Source organism: Pseudomonas sp. H3_A02, from assembly GCF_054671965.1.
Map to the genome: position 1 here is coordinate 3,284,822 of NZ_CP162807.1, position 17,258 is coordinate 3,302,079.

14 protein-coding genes and 2 rRNA genes are annotated in these 17,258 nt (G+C 59.8%); 7 read left to right on the forward strand and 9 right to left on the reverse strand.

The features are described 5' to 3' along the window. The first annotated feature begins 127 nt into the window (after nucleotides 1-127). Both AB4N80_RS14680 and rrf read left to right on the forward strand, forming a co-directional pair. Nucleotides 128-3,019 (forward strand): 23S ribosomal RNA (locus AB4N80_RS14680). Between the two features lie 155 nt (nucleotides 3,020-3,174). Beyond that, nucleotides 3,175-3,290, forward strand: a 5S ribosomal RNA gene (gene rrf / locus AB4N80_RS14685). A gap of 115 nt (nucleotides 3,291-3,405) precedes the next feature. Here the strand turns inward: rrf and AB4N80_RS14690 are convergent. Next, nucleotides 3,406-3,807 (reverse strand): lysozyme inhibitor LprI family protein, encoded by a 402-nt coding sequence (locus tag AB4N80_RS14690; protein ID WP_122569483.1) that lies wholly within the window; start codon nucleotides 3,805-3,807, stop codon nucleotides 3,406-3,408. Nucleotides 3,808-3,960: 153 nt separating this feature from the next. Here AB4N80_RS14690 and AB4N80_RS14695 point away from each other — a divergent pair, with 153 nt between their 5' ends. Next, nucleotides 3,961-4,419: an SRPBCC family protein gene (locus AB4N80_RS14695; RefSeq protein ID WP_092174088.1), complete on the forward strand. Its 459-nt coding sequence runs from the start codon at nucleotides 3,961-3,963 to the stop codon at nucleotides 4,417-4,419. Nucleotides 4,420-4,901: 482 nt separating this feature from the next. Here AB4N80_RS14695 and AB4N80_RS14700 read toward each other — a convergent pair whose 3' ends face one another. Continuing rightward, nucleotides 4,902-5,849: an AraC family transcriptional regulator gene (locus AB4N80_RS14700; protein WP_122569484.1), complete on the reverse strand. Its 948-nt coding sequence runs from the start codon at nucleotides 5,847-5,849 to the stop codon at nucleotides 4,902-4,904. 202 nt (nucleotides 5,850-6,051) lie between these two features. Between AB4N80_RS14700 and AB4N80_RS14705 the strand changes: the two genes are divergently transcribed. Continuing rightward, on the forward strand, nucleotides 6,052-6,789 hold the full coding sequence (locus AB4N80_RS14705; protein ID WP_122569485.1) for an SDR family oxidoreductase: 738 nt from the start codon (nucleotides 6,052-6,054) through the stop codon (nucleotides 6,787-6,789). A 225-nt stretch (nucleotides 6,790-7,014) separates the two neighbouring features. On the opposite strand, the gene inhA is transcribed toward AB4N80_RS14705, so the two are convergent. After that, a complete protein-coding gene (inhA, locus tag AB4N80_RS14710; RefSeq protein ID WP_305481913.1) occupies nucleotides 7,015-7,701 on the reverse strand; it encodes an isonitrile hydratase in 687 nt (228 codons plus the stop codon). A 104-nt stretch (nucleotides 7,702-7,805) separates the two neighbouring features. On the opposite strand from inhA, the gene AB4N80_RS14715 reads away from it, so the two are divergent. After that, a complete protein-coding gene (locus AB4N80_RS14715; RefSeq protein ID WP_354338560.1) occupies nucleotides 7,806-8,798 on the forward strand; it encodes a GlxA family transcriptional regulator in 993 nt (330 codons plus the stop codon). Here AB4N80_RS14715 and AB4N80_RS14720 read toward each other — a convergent pair. After that, a complete protein-coding gene (locus tag AB4N80_RS14720; protein ID WP_122569488.1) occupies nucleotides 8,767-9,669 on the reverse strand; it encodes an alpha/beta fold hydrolase in 903 nt (300 codons plus the stop codon). The two genes, AB4N80_RS14715 and AB4N80_RS14720, sit on opposite strands and share 32 nt — an antisense overlap. 28 nt (nucleotides 9,670-9,697) lie before the next feature. Beyond that, nucleotides 9,698-10,075, reverse strand: coding sequence for a hypothetical protein (locus AB4N80_RS14725; RefSeq protein WP_122569489.1), 378 nt, complete (start codon nucleotides 10,073-10,075; stop codon nucleotides 9,698-9,700). Nucleotides 10,076-10,677: 602 nt separating this feature from the next. Between AB4N80_RS14725 and AB4N80_RS14730 the strand changes: the two genes are divergently transcribed. Continuing rightward, nucleotides 10,678-11,043 carry a DUF6124 family protein gene (locus AB4N80_RS14730; protein ID WP_122569490.1) on the forward strand — a complete coding sequence of 122 codons (366 nt, stop codon included), beginning with the start codon at nucleotides 10,678-10,680 and terminating at the stop codon, nucleotides 11,041-11,043. 176 nt (nucleotides 11,044-11,219) lie between these two features. Here AB4N80_RS14730 and AB4N80_RS14735 read toward each other — a convergent pair whose 3' ends face one another. From AB4N80_RS14735 to tam, 4 genes are all read right to left on the reverse strand, one after another. Then, nucleotides 11,220-13,043, reverse strand: a complete 1,824-nt coding sequence (locus AB4N80_RS14735; RefSeq protein ID WP_122569491.1) for a glycoside hydrolase family 15 protein — start codon at nucleotides 13,041-13,043, stop codon at nucleotides 11,220-11,222. After that, nucleotides 13,036-13,836 carry a glucose 1-dehydrogenase gene (locus AB4N80_RS14740; RefSeq protein ID WP_122569492.1) on the reverse strand — a complete coding sequence of 267 codons (801 nt, stop codon included), beginning with the start codon at nucleotides 13,834-13,836 and terminating at the stop codon, nucleotides 13,036-13,038. Before AB4N80_RS14740 ends, AB4N80_RS14735 begins: the two co-directional genes overlap by 8 nt. 242 nt (nucleotides 13,837-14,078) lie before the next feature. Next, nucleotides 14,079-15,212 carry a cupin-like domain-containing protein gene (locus AB4N80_RS14745; RefSeq protein WP_305467769.1) on the reverse strand — a complete coding sequence of 378 codons (1,134 nt, stop codon included), beginning with the start codon at nucleotides 15,210-15,212 and terminating at the stop codon, nucleotides 14,079-14,081. A 93-nt stretch (nucleotides 15,213-15,305) separates the two neighbouring features. Beyond that, nucleotides 15,306-16,076: a trans-aconitate 2-methyltransferase gene (tam, locus tag AB4N80_RS14750; RefSeq protein WP_305467768.1), complete on the reverse strand. Its 771-nt coding sequence runs from the start codon at nucleotides 16,074-16,076 to the stop codon at nucleotides 15,306-15,308. 202 nt (nucleotides 16,077-16,278) lie between these two features. On the opposite strand from tam, the gene AB4N80_RS14755 reads away from it, so the two are divergent. After that, a complete protein-coding gene (locus tag AB4N80_RS14755) occupies nucleotides 16,279-17,061 on the forward strand; it encodes a thioesterase II family protein (protein ID WP_460082694.1) in 783 nt (260 codons plus the stop codon). The last annotated feature ends 197 nt before the right edge of the window (nucleotides 17,062-17,258 follow it).

Genomic DNA, 17,258 nt, shown 5'->3' on the forward strand with positions numbered 1-17,258 from the left:
AGACTGAACGTTACTTTCACTGGTAACGGATCAGGCTAAGGTAAAATTTGTGAGTTGCTCTTTGAGCAAGATCGAATTTTCGGCGAATGTCGTCTTCACAGTATAACCAGATTGCTTGGGGTTATATGGTCAAGTGAAGAAGCGCATACGGTGGATGCCTTGGCAGTCAGAGGCGATGAAAGACGTGGTAGCCTGCGAAAAGCTTCGGGGAGTCGGCAAACAGACTTTGATCCGGAGATGTCTGAATGGGGGAACCCAGCCATCATAAGATGGTTATCTTGTACTGAATACATAGGTGCAAGAGGCGAACCAGGGGAACTGAAACATCTAAGTACCCTGAGGAAAAGAAATCAACCGAGATTCCCTTAGTAGTGGCGAGCGAACGGGGACTAGCCCTTAAGCTTCTTTGATTTTAGCGGAACGCTCTGGAAAGTGCGGCCATAGTGGGTGATAGCCCTGTACGCGAAAGGATCTTAGAAGTGAAATCGAGTAGGACGGAGCACGAGAAACTTTGTCTGAATATGGGGGGACCATCCTCCAAGGCTAAATACTACTGACTGACCGATAGTGAACTAGTACCGTGAGGGAAAGGCGAAAAGAACCCCGGAGAGGGGAGTGAAATAGATCCTGAAACCGTATGCGTACAAGCAGTGGGAGCCCACTTTGTTGGGTGACTGCGTACCTTTTGTATAATGGGTCAGCGACTTATTTTCAGTGGCGAGCTTAACCGAATAGGGGAGGCGTAGCGAAAGCGAGTCTTAATAGGGCGTCTAGTCGCTGGGAATAGACCCGAAACCGGGCGATCTATCCATGGGCAGGTTGAAGGTTGGGTAACACTAACTGGAGGACCGAACCGACTACCGTTGAAAAGTTAGCGGATGACCTGTGGATCGGAGTGAAAGGCTAATCAAGCTCGGAGATAGCTGGTTCTCCTCGAAAGCTATTTAGGTAGCGCCTCATGTATCACTGTAGGGGGTAGAGCACTGTTTCGGCTAGGGGGTCATCCCGACTTACCAAACCGATGCAAACTCCGAATACCTACAAGTGCCGAGCATGGGAGACACACGGCGGGTGCTAACGTCCGTCGTGAAAAGGGAAACAACCCAGACCGTCAGCTAAGGTCCCAAAGTTATGGTTAAGTGGGAAACGATGTGGGAAGGCTTAGACAGCTAGGAGGTTGGCTTAGAAGCAGCCACCCTTTAAAGAAAGCGTAATAGCTCACTAGTCGAGTCGGCCTGCGCGGAAGATGTAACGGGGCTCAAACCATACACCGAAGCTACGGGTATCACGCAAGTGATGCGGTAGAGGAGCGTTCTGTAAGCCTGTGAAGGTGAGTTGAGAAGCTTGCTGGAGGTATCAGAAGTGCGAATGCTGACATGAGTAACGACAATGGGTGTGAAAAACACCCACGCCGAAAGACCAAGGTTTCCTGCGCAACGTTAATCGACGCAGGGTTAGTCGGTCCCTAAGGCGAGGCTGAAAAGCGTAGTCGATGGAAAACAGGTTAATATTCCTGTACTTCTGGTTATTGCGATGGAGGGACGGAGAAGGCTAGGCCAGCTTGGCGTTGGTTGTCCAAGTTTAAGGTGGTAGGCTGGAATCTTAGGTAAATCCGGGATTCTAAGGCCGAGAGCTGATGACGAGTTGCCCTTTGGGCGACGAAGTGGTTGATGCCATGCTTCCAAGAAAAGCTTCTAAGCTTCAGGTAACCAGGAACCGTACCCCAAACCGACACAGGTGGTTGGGTAGAGAATACCAAGGCGCTTGAGAGAACTCGGGTGAAGGAACTAGGCAAAATGGCACCGTAACTTCGGGAGAAGGTGCGCCGGTGAGGGTGAAGCACTTGCTGCGTAAGCCCACGCCGGTCGAAGATACCAGGCCGCTGCGACTGTTTATTAAAAACACAGCACTCTGCAAACACGAAAGTGGACGTATAGGGTGTGACGCCTGCCCGGTGCCGGAAGGTTAATTGATGGGGTTAGCTAACGCGAAGCTCTTGATCGAAGCCCCGGTAAACGGCGGCCGTAACTATAACGGTCCTAAGGTAGCGAAATTCCTTGTCGGGTAAGTTCCGACCTGCACGAATGGCGTAACGATGGCGGCGCTGTCTCCACCCGAGACTCAGTGAAATTGAAATCGCTGTGAAGATGCAGTGTATCCGCGGCTAGACGGAAAGACCCCGTGAACCTTTACTATAGCTTTGCACTGGACTTTGAATTTGCTTGTGTAGGATAGGTGGGAGGCTTTGAAGCGTGGACGCCAGTTCGCGTGGAGCCATCCTTGAAATACCACCCTGGCAACTTTGAGGTTCTAACTCAGGTCCGTTATCCGGATCGAGGACAGTGTATGGTGGGTAGTTTGACTGGGGCGGTCTCCTCCTAAAGAGTAACGGAGGAGTACGAAGGTGCGCTCAGACCGGTCGGAAATCGGTCGTAGAGTATAAAGGCAAAAGCGCGCTTGACTGCGAGACAGACACGTCGAGCAGGTACGAAAGTAGGTCTTAGTGATCCGGTGGTTCTGTATGGAAGGGCCATCGCTCAACGGATAAAAGGTACTCCGGGGATAACAGGCTGATACCGCCCAAGAGTTCATATCGACGGCGGTGTTTGGCACCTCGATGTCGGCTCATCACATCCTGGGGCTGAAGCCGGTCCCAAGGGTATGGCTGTTCGCCATTTAAAGTGGTACGCGAGCTGGGTTTAGAACGTCGTGAGACAGTTCGGTCCCTATCTGCCGTGGACGTTTGAGATTTGAGAGGGGCTGCTCCTAGTACGAGAGGACCGGAGTGGACGAACCTCTGGTGTTCCGGTTGTCACGCCAGTGGCATTGCCGGGTAGCTATGTTCGGGAAAGATAACCGCTGAAAGCATCTAAGCGGGAAACTTGCCTCAAGATGAGATCTCACTGGGACCTTGAGTCCCCTGAAGGGCCGTCGAAGACTACGACGTTGATAGGCAGGGTGTGTAAGCGCTGTGAGGCGTTGAGCTAACCTGTACTAATTGCCCGTGAGGCTTGACCATATAACACCCAAGCAATTTGTGAACTCGGAAGAGACCAGATTGCGGTGTGTGAAGACGAAACGAACCGAAAGTTCGAATCTCACAAAACACCGACGCTATCACATACCCAATTTGCTGAAGCGAGGCCAACGGGCCACGACTCAGTACCCGAATTTCTTGACGACCATAGAGCATTGGAACCACCTGATCCCATCCCGAACTCAGCAGTGAAACGATGCATCGCCGATGGTAGTGTGGGGTTTCCCCATGTGAGAGTAGGTCATCGTCAAGATTAAATTCCGAAACCCCTATCTGCTGACGCAGGTAGGGGTTTTGTTTTTCCGCAATAAAAGCTTTGGACAAAAAAGGATGACCTGTAGAGGTCATCCTTTTTCACATCCTGGCTGTTAAGCCTCGGGTACGGGGCAGCTCAGATCCCCTTCCTTGCACTTGAGATAGGTCTTGAATGCCTCGACCCGGGCTTTGGTCTGGGCAGTGATGCAATTGCTGTAGATCAGCGGATAGACGCTGCCGCCCTTGACCCCGGAGGCGGAAAAATCGCATTCGGCGTCACGGAAGGCTATCCAGGCGCGCTGAGTCTTGACCAGCATTTTCTTGGCCTCGGGATTGTCCTTCAGGCGTGCGGTGATCTGCTTGTACAAGCTGTTCAGCTCGTTGTCTGCAGCTTTGTTTTCTTTGGCTGCGCATTGGTTCATTTCGCCTTGAGTGATGGCGTCGGCACAGTCATCGGCCTGAGCAACGGCGACAAAAAGCAGCGGCGTCAGGGCCAGAAGCAAGCGTGGGAACATGTTTGGTCTCTCCTTGAGGGGTTGAAAGCGCCGGGGAGTGTACATCGCGCCATGCTCTTTTAAAGTCAACGAGCGCTAAACAACGGTCAGATACAACTTTCCGGTTGGCCTTGTGGTCTTACAAGCCTACTGTTGAAACACAGGAGGTGACTCATGCATTCATCCGATCGCATTGAAAGAAAGATCCTGCTCAAGGCCCCGCGCTCCCAAGTCTGGCGCGCCCTGGCCAATGCCGAAGCCTTCGGCCAATGGTTCGGTGTCGCCCTTGAGGGGAAACGGTTTGTGGCAGGTGAGCGGACCCAGGGGCAAATTACTTATCCAGGTTACGAACACCTTATCTGGGACGTAGCGGTGGAGCGGGTGGAGCCCGAGCGGGTCTTCTCGTTTCGCTGGCATCCTTACGCTGTCGAGCCGCAGGTGGATTATTCCCAGGAGTCCGAAACCCGGGTGCAATTCGAACTCGAAGACATGGATGGCGGTACCTTGCTCAAAGTCGTGGAGTCGGGTTTCAACAACATTCCTGAAGCTCGCCGGCTCAAGGCTTTTCGCATGGACAGCCGTGGCTGGGACGAGCAGATGGCCAATATTGAAGCATTCCTGCACAAGCCTTGAGTTGACAGGCTGACGGAGCTAAGGGTTTTCGGAGGGGCAGGTATAGCGAATGTCTTACACGCGATGGTAGCTATGTCGTCTATTTCATTTTGGATCCGAGGCGTAATCTGGACTTATCCACTGAAGCACAGGAAGTGCTCAGGATCAGGGACGATCGACCATGCAAGGATTAGCTATCGACAGGGAGTCGTAATGGTCTTGGAAAAACCCGCTTCGGCGGGTTTTTTTTCGCCCACTGAAAAGTCAACAAAGAGTCCTATAGCGAAACGCTTACACGCCGTTACTGCTTTCTCGTCTTTTTCCAAATCACCGGTGGGCCTAATCTATGTTCATCCACTGAGTACAGGGAGTGCTTAGGGTCATGGATGATTGGACCAGGCATGGAATGCCGGACAGGGAGTCAAATTGGTCCTCAAAAAACCCGCCTAGGCGGGTTTTTTTTCGTCTGTGGAAAAGTGGCCTGATCCTGTTTGTGTGCAGGATCAAGCGCTACTAGCTTGCAACGCCTGGGCACGCAAGCGAGCGATGTCCTTGCTCGGCGAGGCGCCAAATAGGCGGCTGTATTCGCGGCTGAACTGCGATGGGCTTTCATACCCCATCTTGTAGCCAATTGACGAGACGTCGCAGTTCTCCGCCAACAACAACCGTCGGGCTTCCTGCAGGCGCAGCTGTTTCTGGTATTGCAGCGGGCTCATGGCGGTCACAGCTTTGAAGCGGTGATGCAGGGCCGAAGGGCTGAGATTGATCATTTGTGCCAGGCGGTCGATGCTCAGTGGCTCGGCGTAATGGGTATTGAGCCACTCGATGGCGCGGCTGATGCGATGGGTCTGGGTGTCGGGAATGGCGATTTCGTGCAAGCGCTGGCCTTGGGCGCCACGCAGCAGCCGGTAGAAAATCTCCTGTTGGGCCAACGGCGCGAGGGTGGCGATATCATCCGGGCTGTCCAACAGCCGCAGCAAGCGCAACACCGCGTCGAGTAATGGCGCATCGATGCGATCCAGGAACAACCCGCGTCCGCTTCTTTCAGCCGGCACGCCGATAGGGCTGGCGTCGGCAATCAGGTGGCAGATCTGTGCCGGATCGATGTCGAGACGAATGCACAGGTAGGGACGCTCGGGACTGGCTTCAATCACCTGGCCGGCCAATGGCAGGGTCACCGAGACGACGAGGTAATTGAGCGGGTCATACACGTAGCATTCGTCCCCCAGGCGCACTTCCTTGCGCCCCTCGATGATCACGCATAAACCAGGCTTGTGCACGGTGTGCAGCGCTTCGGTTGGCTGATCGCTACGGATCAGGTGCAAGGCTTCGATGGCCGTGGGGTGGACGCCAAATTCCGGTGCGAAGCGCATCATCAGGCTCGCCAGTTCGGCGCGACGAAGATTAACGCCGTCGTCTGGCGCAATGTGGATGGACGTGGATACCGACATGCCGATCAACCTCCCTGGCCAAATGAGTGGACCGCGCTAGTAAAACCGATTGCGCGGCTGTCGGCCAGAGTCGGTTTTATCGCTACAGGATCGTGCAAGTGCGCAGGAGGATCCGGCTAACCCTGGCCTCGGTCGGTTCCCTAATCTGGACCTGTCAAAACGCTCCTACCGGGGGCCAACACATCCAGACGAGGGAACCATCATGTCCGATATTCAAAATAAAGTAGTGGTCATCACCGGCGCCAGCAGCGGGATTGGTGAAGCCGCGGCGCGGTTGCTCGCGGCTCGCGGTGCTCGTGTCGTGCTTGGCGCCCGGCGCATCGATCGTTTGCAAACACTGGTGCAGGCACTCGAAGCCGCCGGCCAGCAAGCGGTCTGCAAGGCTGTGGACGTGACCCGTCGCGATGATGTCCAGGACCTGATCGACTTTGCTGTCGAGCGGTTCGGTAAGGTCGACGTGATCATCAACAATGCCGGGGTCATGCCGCTCTCCAAACTCGAGGCGCTGAAAGTCGAGGAGTGGGACCGTATGATCGACGTCAACATCCGTGGCGTACTTCACGGCATCGCTGCCGGCTTGCCGCTGATGCAGCGCCAGCGTAGCGGCCAGTTCATCAACATTGCGTCCATCGGTGCCTATGCTGTCAGCCCGACGGCCGCCGTGTATTGCGCCACCAAGTACGCCGTGCGGGCGATTTCCGAGGGTTTGCGCCAGGAAGTAGGGGGTGATGTGCGGGTGACGGTGATTTCCCCCGGCGTGACCGAATCGGAACTGGCCGAGAGCATTTCCGATGAAGGTGGACGTGCCGAGATGCGTGAGTTCCGCAGGATCGCCATTCCGGCCGACGCCATCGCCCGGGCGATCGCCTACGCCATCGAGCAACCGGCGGACGTCGACGTCAGCGAACTGATCGTGCGGCCCACCGCCAGCCCGTTCTGAATCGAGTTGATCCGACAGGGAAAACCTCATGAGCGAGCGGTATCGCCAGGAGGGGAAACCTGACCCTTGTGGCGAGCCTAGCTCTGTGGGAGCAAGGCTTGCCCGCGATAGAGGCGATGCGGTCTTTCAGAAATCGAGGCGCCTGTTTCGCGAGCAAGCTTTGCTCCCACAGCACGGCACAGCACAGCACAGCACAGCACAGCAGTGCCTGGCTAGGGCTTATCGTTACGCCCGTTCCAACCGCGCCGCAGCACGTTGGGTGATTTGCGAGCGCACCCGGAACGACTCGGCCGAACGCCGGTTTGCTTCTTCCAGCACGTGCGCCGGCGCGGTGTCGGGGCTGCCGGCGTTGAATGGCGGGGCAGGGGCGTATTCGAGTTGCAGTTGGACCAGTTCGGCGGTGTCCTGGTCGAACAGTTCGGCCGCCAGGGTCAAGGCAAAGTCGATCCCGGCCGTGATGCCGCCACCGGTGAGCAGGTTGCCGTCGCGAACCACGCGATCCTTGACCGGTGTCGCGCCCAGGGTTTGCAGCAGGCTGTGATAGGCCCAGTGGGTGGTGGCGCGCTTGCCTTGCAACAGGCCCGCCGCGCCGAGCACCAGCGCACCGGTACACACTGAGGTGATGTATTTCGCTCCGGCGGCTTGTCGCTTGATGAAGGCCAGCGTCTGCTCGTCTTCCATCAAGGGGCCGACGCCAGTCCCGCCGGGGACGCAGATCACGTCGAGTTTCGGGCAGTCCTCGAACGTGGTGGTGGGCAGCAACACCAGCCCGGTGCTGGCGGTGACCGGGGCCAAGTCCTTCCAGATCAGATGGACCTTCACGTCTGGCAACGAAGCCAGTACGTCATAAGGGCCGGTCAGGTCCAACTGCTGGACTTGGGGGAATAACAGCAAACCGATCTGCAGCGTCATGTCGCGTGCTCCTTTGGATGATGTGATGGCCGAGGGGTGGACGGTTTTACTTTAGATCCGTAGGCTCTGGCGTATACGCCAATAAGCCCACGAATCACGCCAATATGCCCCACTCACCGAAAACCGTTCATGTCCTGGCCTTCGCCAACGTGCAAGTGCTGGATGTCACCGGGCCTTTGCAGGTGTTTGCCTCGGCCAATGACCTGGCCCGCCAACAAGGCCTGCCGTTGCCGTACACGCCGACGGTTATCGCCGTGGGTGGCGGGGCGGTGATGTCTTCGGCGGGGTTGGCGCTGATGGCCGAGCCGCTGCCGAGCGAAGGCAGCGACACGCTGTTGATCGCCGGTGGCTGGGGCGTGTACGAGGCGGCGAAGGACCCGGCGCTGGTGGCCTGGGTCAAGGATCACGGCCTGCGTTCGCGGCGGGTGGCGTCGGTGTGCACCGGGGCGTTCCTGCTGGCCGCCAGCGGTTGGCTGGACGGACGGCGTGTGGTGACGCACTGGACCCGTTGCGAACAATTGGCCGAGCAACATCCGCAGTTGCGGGTCGAACCCAACCCGATTTTCATCAACGACGGTCCTGTGTGGACCTCGGCGGGGGTCACGGCTGGCATCGACCTGGCCTTGGCACTGGTGGAGGAAGATCTGGGCCGCGCGGTAGCGCTGGAGGTCGCCCGGCACCTGGTGGTGTTCCTCAAGCGTCCTGGCGGGCAATCGCAGTTCAGCGTGACGTTGTCGCTGCAAAAACAGGGCAGTCGGTTCGATGACCTGCATGCCTGGATCGCCGAAAACCTCACCCGTGACCTGGGCCTGTCGAGCTTGGCTGCCGAGGTGGGCATGAGCGAGCGCAGTTTTGTGCGGCACTACCGCGCCGACACCGGCCAGACCCCGGCGCGGGCGGTGGAGTTGATTCGCGTGGAAACCGCTCGCCGTCTGTTGTCCGACACCGCCGTGTCGATCAAACGGGTGGCGGTGCAATGCGGCTTCGGCAGCGAAGAAACCCTGCGCCGCAGTTTCCTACGGGCCATGGGCGTGACGCCTCAGGCCTATCGCGAGCGGTTCGCCATCAGCCCTCAAGCAGATCAAGCAATGCCTTGAGCGTGGCCTCGGGGGCTTCCTGGGGAATATTGTGGCCGACACCGGCCAGCACTCGCCGCTCATAGAAACCGGTGAAATGCTCGACGTCTTCATCGTGTGCCGGCGCGGGCCCCACGCCGTCGTCGGCGCCGCACAGGGAAATGCTCGGCACGCTGATGGCCGGTTGTGCTGCCAGCCGTTCCTCCATCCACTCCAGCGTCGGGTCGCCCGGTGCGTACATGAAACGATGACGGTAGGAGTGGATCACCACGTCGACGAAGTCCGGGTTGTCGAACGACGCGGCGCTGAGGGGGTACAGTTCAGCGCCGCGCTTCCAGGTCGGGGACCACAGGCGCCAAAGTAATTCACACAGTTCACGTCGATTTTGCGTCAGGCCTTCGACACCCCGTGCGGTATGGAAATAGTACTGGTACCACAACCGATGTTCGGTTTCCGGGTCCAGCGGCTGCGTGGAGCGGGGAATGTCCTGCAGGTTGTAGCCGTCGCCGGTCACCAGGCAGCGCACGCGCTCGGGACACAGGGCCGCGACGATACACGCCGCCCGACCGCCCCAGTCGTAGCCGCACAGTGCCGCTTGGGGAACGGAGAGCGCGTGCATCAGGTCCAGCAGGTCCTGGGCCAACGCCGCTTGCTGGCCGGAGCGCAGGATGGTCGGGTTGTTGAAGCGGGTCGGGCCGTAGCCGCGCAGATAGGGCACGATGACCCGGTAGCCACGCTGGGCCAAGGCCGGCGCGACTTCATCGAACGCCCTGGGGTCGTACGGAAAACCGTGCAGCAGGATGACGGGGGCACCGCTGGCGGGGCCGTGTTCTTCGTAGGCGATGCGCAGCAACGGCGTGACGGCGAAGTTGATCCTGGGCTCAAGGTTCATGTCGGCCTCCGGCAGTGTGCGGTTGCGTTCAGGCAGGTTCCTGGTTGACGTATTTGGCCCGATCCGGGGTAAACGTCACGATCATGTTCGTGCTGGAACAGGTCAAGGTGCGCTCCTGGGTCAGGTCGATGTCCAGGTCTTCACCGCGCAGGCCCTGCCATTGGGCGAGGTACTTGAGGCAACCGAATTTTTCGTTTTTCTTCAGGCTGCGGCTGACGCCACCTTTCCAGCCCAGCACTGGCAATTCACCGGCCAGACAGCGTTGCGCCAGTTCGGGAAATTTCATCGCCCGGTCGCGGCCGATTTCCCAGCACTTGATCAGGCCCCGGTCCTGGCCTTCCCAGAGGTCTTCGCGGGTCAGGCCTGTTCGGGGTGGGGTGGTGATGGGGCGTTTGATATGAGTCATGTCAGATCCTTGAGTCGGGTTTTTATCGGGCAGCTCCGCTGCACCCGTGAGAGCATCGATCTTAGGAGCGGTTGGCGGGGCTGGCAACTTGAAAGGGGGCGTAACGATAAATGGGTGAATTGCGGTGGTTGCTTCTGTGGCGAGGGGATTTATCCCCGCTGGGCTGCGCAGCAGCCCCCTAAACAGCCAACTCAATCTGCCTGATGCACCGAGGCGCTGGTTACAGGGGCTGCTTCGCAGCCCAACGGGGATAAATCCCCTCGCCACAGTGGTGCGGTGTTCCTACAAAAAAATAGGTGAACCGGAATTTTCTGACGAGTCGCGTCGGTTGCCGGTTCGGAAAGGGTGGGGATAGGCTTTGCCCGTCGCTGCAAAATCAGCGACCGGGTTTGGTCACCCGTCCAATGTCAGGCGCACACGCGCCAACCTCAGCATGTCGGCGCTTTTTTGTGCGCTTGTCGGTATGCTTTGCGGTGGGCTGTGCGCGGGGCACTTTCGAGTGCGCCGGGTGCCTGACTTCCCGGTTGACCAACCTGCGTATAGCCCACCACCTCGTTTGGTCACGAGGCGAGTGAGCTCAACTTCAAGTCAGGAGTTTCACAATGGTCAAGATCACCCCCAACCCTCCACGCGCCGAAGACCTCTCTGCCTACACCACCCTCGATACAAAAAAACTCCGCGAAGCCGCCGACCGCGCGCTGAACATCCACTTGTCGCCCACCCCGCCCAAACCCGACACCCAGGAGGGCCAGGTTTTCACCGTGGTCCCGGGCCTCAACACCGAATCGGTGCTGACCACCCTGAGCGAAACCCTGGCCTCGGCCGATGCGCTGGTCAGTGACCTGGGGTTCGAGTTGGAAGGTTCCCGGCGGCATGTTGCGCTGGGGATTCAGCAGTTGATCGAGCTGGCCAGATTGTTGGCCAACCGAGCGTTGGATGATATCGAGCTGGCCGACTCGACACGCTAGCTGGCGCAGTGCTTTTGTGGCGAGGGGATTTATCCCCGCTGGGCTGCGTAGCAGCCCCTCAAGAGTCCCCAATCAATCTGATACACCGGGGTGCAGCTTTTGGGGCTGCTGCGCAGCCCAGCGGGGATAAATCCCCTCGCCACAGTGTGTTCACTCGAAAGTGGTGCCGATCTCGCTCATGGCTGCCAATGATTCTTCTCCCCGCTCAACTTACGATCCAGGAAGCTCGCCGCGCTGATCAACGCCAGGTGAGTCAGGGCCTGCGGAGTGTTGCCCAGGTGATAGCCGTGGCTGTCGAACTCTTCGGCGTACAACCCCAGCGGGTTGGCGTAGCGCAGCAACTGTTCGAATTCCAACTGGGCTTTTTCCACGCGACCGGCGCGGGCCAGGCATTCGACGTACCAGAACGAGCAGGCCGCGAATGAGCCTTCGATGCCGCTGAGGCCGTCGATGGGGCTGTCGTCGTTGCGGTAGCGATAGACCATGCCGTCGCGCACCAGGCTTTTTTCAATGGCATCGAGCGTCGAGAGCCAGCGAGGGTCGCGGGCGCTGACGAAGCGCACCAGAGGCATCAACAGCATCGAACCATCCAGGGCGGTGCTGCCCAGGCGCTGGATGAAGTGTTGATGTTCGTCGTTCCAGAAGTTGGTCCAGATGTCTTGGTAGATGGCCTGGCGTGTCTCGTCCCAGCGGGCGAATGGGGCGGGCAGGGAGCGTTTTTCGGCCAGGCGGATGGCGCGGTCGACGGCGACCCAGCACATCAGCCGCGAATGCAGGAAATGCTGTTTTTCGCCGCGCATTTCCCAGATGCCCACGTCTTTGTCCTGCCAGACCTTGCACACCTGGTCGACCACCTCGACGGTGTGTTTCCAGCCTTGATGGGAGATGGCTTCGCCGTATTTGTTGACCAGGTACACCGCGTCCATCAGCTCGCCGAAAATATCCAATTGCACCTGTTTGTAAGCCAGATTACCGATGCGCACCGGCTGCGCATTGCCGAACCCGCTCAAGTGCGACAGTTCGGTTTCCGGCAGCTCCAGCCTGCCGTCCAGGCCGTAGAGGATGTTGAGTTTGGTCGGCTGTTCACAACAGTCGCTGACCCGCCCGCGCAGCCAGCGCATATAGGCGTTGGCTTCTTCGACGAAGCCCAGGCGCATGAACGCGTAGACCGTGAACGAGGCGTCGCGGATCCAAGTGTAGCGATAATCCCAGTTGCGCTCGCCACCGCGGGTTTCCGGCAGGCCGAAGGTGGCGGCGGCGAGGATGGCGCCGTGTTTGCGCGAGGTCAGTAGCTTCAGCGCCAGGGCCGAGCGGTTGACCATTTCCCGCCAGCGTCCGCGATAGTTGGATTGGCCGATCCAGCCGCGCCAGAACGCCAGGGTCCGTTCCAGGCATATCGTGCTGACGTCATCCTGAAGCCGTGGGTCGTCGATGCCGCCCAGCAGGAACTCGGCGCTCTGGCCCTGTTCCAGGGTGAATTCGGCCACCGCCGCGTTGCCGTCCAGCGTCATGGACTGATCGGAGCACAAGCGCAGGCTCGGTTGCCCCTGCGCCTCGAAACAGATGTGGGCACCGTCCTGGCGCGCCGTGGTGGCGGCTCGGGCATAGTCGTGACGCACCGCGCAACGCAGGCGAAACGTTGCGCTGCCGATGGTCATGCCCACACGGCGGATCAACACCGGCAGATCATCCTCGCTATCGCCGATGGGCAGCAGGTCGGTGATCTCCACCACGGCGCCGTCGCTCAGCCAGCGGGTTTGCAGGACGTTGGTGTCAGGCAGGTAGATTTGTTGGCGACGGGCATCCGGCAGGTCTGGCGCGAGCTGGAAGATGCCCGCCTCCGGGGTGTCGAGCAGAGAGCAGAAAATCGACGGGCTGTCGAATTCCGGCCAGCAGAAAAAGTCGACACTGCCTCGGTCATTGACCAGCGCAGCGGTGCGCATGTCGCCGATGATGCCGTGGTTCTCGATGGGGCTTTGCGGTTCGTCATGATCAGCCATTGCCGCGAAACCCCGGATAAAGGCTCATCCCGCCATCGATGAACAGCGTGGTGCCCACCACATAATCGGACAAGTCCGAGGCCAGCCAGACCACCGCGTTGGCGACATCCTCCACATCGCCGACGCGACCGTAAGGAATCAGCTCCAGCAGCTTCTGCTCCTGCTCGCCCTCGGTGGCTTCACGGTTGATGGCGGTGCGGATGGCTCCGGGGGCGATGCTGTTGATGCGGATGCGCTGGTGGCTGGTTTCCTGGGCCAGGCTCTGCATCAGCAGATCGACACCGCCCTTGGACGCGGCGTAATTGACGTGGCCGGCCCAGGGAATGCGCTGGTGCACCGAACTCATGTGGATGATCTTGCCAGCGGCCCGGGACACGCCCTGGCGAATGCCCTGGCGGTTGAAGATCCGCAGGGCGGCGCGGGCGCAGAGGAACTGGCCGGTGAGGTTGGTGCCGATCACGGTGTTCCAGTCTTCCAGGCTCATGTCGACGGCGGGCGCGTCTTTTTGCAGGCCGGAATTGGCCACCAGGATGTCCAGCGTGCCAAAGGCTTCAAGGGTCTGGGCGAACAACTGTTCGACCTCTTGTTCCTTCGACACATCGGCACCCACGGCGATGGCACGGCCGCCATTGGCATTGATTTCACGGGCCAGGTCTTGCGCCGGGCCGGCGCTGGAGTGGTAGTTGAGTACCACCGCGGCACCGGCGTCAGCCAACGCCCTGGCCGCGCCTGCGCCAATGCCGGAACTGGCGCCGGTGACCAGGGCAACCTGGCGGGCGAGGGATATCTGCATGGTTTAGCACCTTGAATGGAGGGCCTTACCTGCTGACTGGTGGGAGGTGGGTGGAGTTCACTTGGGTGAAGCAGTCTTCATATTTCAGGTCCAAACACAAACCTGTGGCAAGGGGACTGTGGGAGCAAAGCTTGCTCGCGAAACAGGCGACTCGATTTCCGAAAGACCGCATTGCCTTCATCGCGGGCAAGCCTTGCTCCCACAATCTGCCTGCTACAAAGAATGTTTCTTCAGACCGGCTGTTACCAACCCCGCCCCGAATTCACCCAGAAATTCACCGACAACGACGTCGACACCGACTCCACTTGGTGGAACCAGCCTTCCGGCAAAAACAGCAAATCCCCAGCCTCCAGCGTCACGCGCATGAAGGTCACGTCGCGGGCGTGGGGGAAGCGTTGGTAGTCCGGCGCGTCCGGGTTGAAGTCACAGCCGTCCAGTCCGCCTTGGGGCGCCGTGGACCAGGTGCCGAGGGCTTCGCGGTGGTGAGGCGCGGCGAGGGTGAAGGTTTTCCTGCCCCAGACTTGGGCGAACAGGTTGTCGGTGTCGTCGCGGTGCAGCGGCGTCAGGGTGCCCTTGGGGCCGATCCAGATGCGCGGTGGGATGAACAGCGACGGGTCGAAGTAGGGCGGGTACTTGATCTGCTTCATCAGTTGCGCCGGCAGGATGTTATTGCCCATGTAGGCCGGCGGTTCGCCGTCGGCGCCCTTGGCCGCCGGGTTGTCGAGGGAGGCGATGAAGTCGGCCATGGAGGTGGAGCGAAAATCCCGCTCGGTGGAGAAGGTCTTCTTCACGTAGTCGCCGTGGCGGGTGATGCCTTGCAGCTCGGCGAAATGCACCAGGGATTCTTCGCGGCTGAGCTTGAACAACGGCCAGTCCTGCAAGGCATCGCCGATGACCAGCGGAGTGCCGTGGGGCAAATACCGTGCCTGGAACTCCTGCACCGAGAGCCCGCTACGAGGCCGCCGTTCCACGCTGCGTTGGGTCGGCAGACTGGCGGTGAGTTTTTCGCTGAAGCGCGGCGGGGTGGGGTAGCGCTTGTTCATGTCGACCTTATCCACCACGCCACCGCCATGCCGGGCATGGTCGATGATCTGCGGCAGCAACGTCGCCAGGCCCATGTTGCCGCCGATCTTCAGGCGACCGCTGGCGAACAGTTCCTCGACATTGGCCATGCCGGCCATGATCCCGAGGAAGTCCTTCTCCGCCACCTCGATGGTGACGTCGGGGCTGGTATGGCGGCCAGCTTCGGTGCGGCTGCTGGCCTTGACCTCGGACCAGTACGCCTGGTGCGGGCCGAACACGAATTGGAAGACGCCTTCGATACCAACGGCGCCGGCATTGGCGAACAGCTTGCCCAGGATGGTTTGCAGGTCCACGGCGGTCACTCTTGCGGGTTTTTGGTCTTAGCAGGTAACGAGGGCCCGGATCAGAAATTTAGGCCCCTCGTCGCTGCGTCATCGACCCTCGCCCTAGCGCGTCGCGACCATGAACACCCGGGGAAATGGCAGCAGCACCGTCCCATCGTCCAGGGCCGGATAAGCCTGTTCGATCGCCTGGAGATAGCGCGTCAGGTACTGCTCGCGTTGCGTCTCATCCAGCGGCTCGAGAAAAGGCCGCAAGGCGCTGCCCTTGAACCATTCCACCACGCCCGCGGCGCCGCCGGCCAAGGGGTGGTGGTAGGTGGTGCGCCACACATCGACACGGCTGCAGTGGGGCTTGAGGATCGAGTAATACGTGCTGGGGTCCGCCATCTCGGTCCGCGATTCAGCCGCCGCGGCCAGTTGGCTGGCCCAAGGCCCGTTGGCTGCGATTTCCCGCATCAAGCGGTGGGAGGGCTGGTGCAGGTTGTCGGGCATCTGGATCGCCAGGCTGCCGCCGGGGGCGAGTTTGCCGATCAGCGCGGGCAGCAAGGTGGCGTGGTCGGGCAGCCATTGCAGCACTGCGTTGGCGAAGATCACGTCGAACGGCCCGGGTTCATCCCATTGGCCGATGTCCGCAGTGTCGAACGCCACGGCGGGCAAGCGTTTGCGTGCGGCGTCGACCATGTCGCTGGAACTGTCCAGGCCGCGCACCGTGGCGCCGCTGAAATGCTCCACCAACAGTTCGGTGGAATTGCCCGGGCCGCAACCCAGGTCGATCACCGAACGGGCCTGCGTGGGAGGGATGGCGGCGAGCAGGTCCCGGGACGGACGGGTGCGTTCCTGTTCGAAGGTGACGTATTGCTTGGCGGACCAGCCCATGGCGTTCTCCTGTGCGGTGTGCAGTGATCGAGGTTTCGCCAGTATAAGGTCGGGTGGGAAGATGAACCGAGTTATCGTTCATCGCGGGCAAGCCTTGCTCCCACAAGGTGCCGTCATCTCGTAGCGAACGTAACGGTTTTGACTAATTTTGTGGGTTACGATTTCGTTATCTTCCTTACACGACCGATCGGAGAAAACCGCAGTGACCCAACTGACCCTGCTGTGCCTGCCTTATTCCGGCGCCAGCGCGATGGTGTACAGCCGCTGGCGGCGCACGTTGCCGCAATGGCTGCACGTGCAACCGGTGGAGTTGCCGGGGCGCGGAGCGCGCTTCGATGAACCGCTGCACACCGACATGGGCCCGTTGGCGATGCAACTGGCGCGGGAGTTGTACCCGACGCTCCAGGCCCCGTACGCCTTGTTCGGTCACAGCCTGGGCGCGCTGCTGGCTTGTGAAATCGCCCATGCCCTGCGTGAGCTTGGCAGCCCGGAACCGGTGGCGCTGTTTGCCTCCGGCACCGCGGCGCCGACGATGCGGGCTGACTACGACCGCGGTTTCGCCGAGGCGAAAACCGACGCGGAGTTGATCGAACAACTGCGCACCCTCAACGGTACGAGCGAGGAGATCCTGGCCAACGAAGAACTGATGGACCTGACCCTGCCGATCCTGCGGGCCGACTTTTTGCTGTGCGGACGTTTCCAGCCACGCCAGCGGCCTTTGCTCAACTGCCCGGTGCATGTGTTCGGCGGCACGGCCGACAAGGCCACCACGGAGCAACTGATGGGCTGGCGCCAGGAAACCACGGGCAGCTTCTCGGTGGACATGCTGGCGGGCGGGCACTTCTTCATTCATGAGCACGAGGCCAAGGTGCTGCGGCTGATCAAGGATCAGTTGAGCGTGCATCATCGGCGGCATGGGTTGGCCACTGTGGCGAGGGGATTTATCCCCGTTGGGGCGCGAAGCGGCCCCATTCAAACTACCTGACGCAATACCGCCTCGGTTTTTGGGGCTGCTTCGCAGCCCAACGGGGATAAATCCCCTCGCCACAATGTGACTGTCCTGCCTGTCGGGAAGCTCTTCCTGACACTTGTTCTCAAACGCTAATTTTTCCGGTTTGCATTCGTTTCATAGGGACGACTTGCCTTTGTGCCTTGTGCCCACTGATTCCGGATACCTCAGAA

Excerpts from the sequence above, each read along its gene's own strand:
- AB4N80_RS14720 (WP_122569488.1), bottom strand. The coding sequence starts at position 9,669 with ATGAACCTTGAGCCCAGGATCAACTTCGCCGTCACGCCGTTGCTGCGC.
- AB4N80_RS14730 (WP_122569490.1), top strand. The coding sequence starts at position 10,678 with ATGGTCAAGATCACCCCCAACCCTCCACGCGCCGAAGACCTCTCTGCC.
- AB4N80_RS14695 (WP_092174088.1), top strand. The coding sequence starts at position 3,961 with ATGCATTCATCCGATCGCATTGAAAGAAAGATCCTGCTCAAGGCCCCG.
- AB4N80_RS14705 (WP_122569485.1), top strand. The coding sequence starts at position 6,052 with ATGTCCGATATTCAAAATAAAGTAGTGGTCATCACCGGCGCCAGCAGC.
- tam (WP_305467768.1), bottom strand. The coding sequence starts at position 16,076 with ATGGGCTGGTCCGCCAAGCAATACGTCACCTTCGAACAGGAACGCACC.
- inhA (WP_305481913.1), bottom strand. The coding sequence starts at position 7,701 with ATGACGCTGCAGATCGGTTTGCTGTTATTCCCCCAAGTCCAGCAGTTG.
- AB4N80_RS14690 (WP_122569483.1), bottom strand. The coding sequence starts at position 3,807 with ATGTTCCCACGCTTGCTTCTGGCCCTGACGCCGCTGCTTTTTGTCGCC.
- AB4N80_RS14725 (WP_122569489.1), bottom strand. The coding sequence starts at position 10,075 with ATGACTCATATCAAACGCCCCATCACCACCCCACCCCGAACAGGCCTG.
- AB4N80_RS14715 (WP_354338560.1), top strand. The coding sequence starts at position 7,806 with ATGCCCCACTCACCGAAAACCGTTCATGTCCTGGCCTTCGCCAACGTG.
- AB4N80_RS14735 (WP_122569491.1), bottom strand. The coding sequence starts at position 13,043 with ATGGCTGATCATGACGAACCGCAAAGCCCCATCGAGAACCACGGCATC.
- AB4N80_RS14700 (WP_122569484.1), bottom strand. The coding sequence starts at position 5,849 with ATGTCGGTATCCACGTCCATCCACATTGCGCCAGACGACGGCGTTAAT.
- AB4N80_RS14740 (WP_122569492.1), bottom strand. The coding sequence starts at position 13,836 with ATGCAGATATCCCTCGCCCGCCAGGTTGCCCTGGTCACCGGCGCCAGT.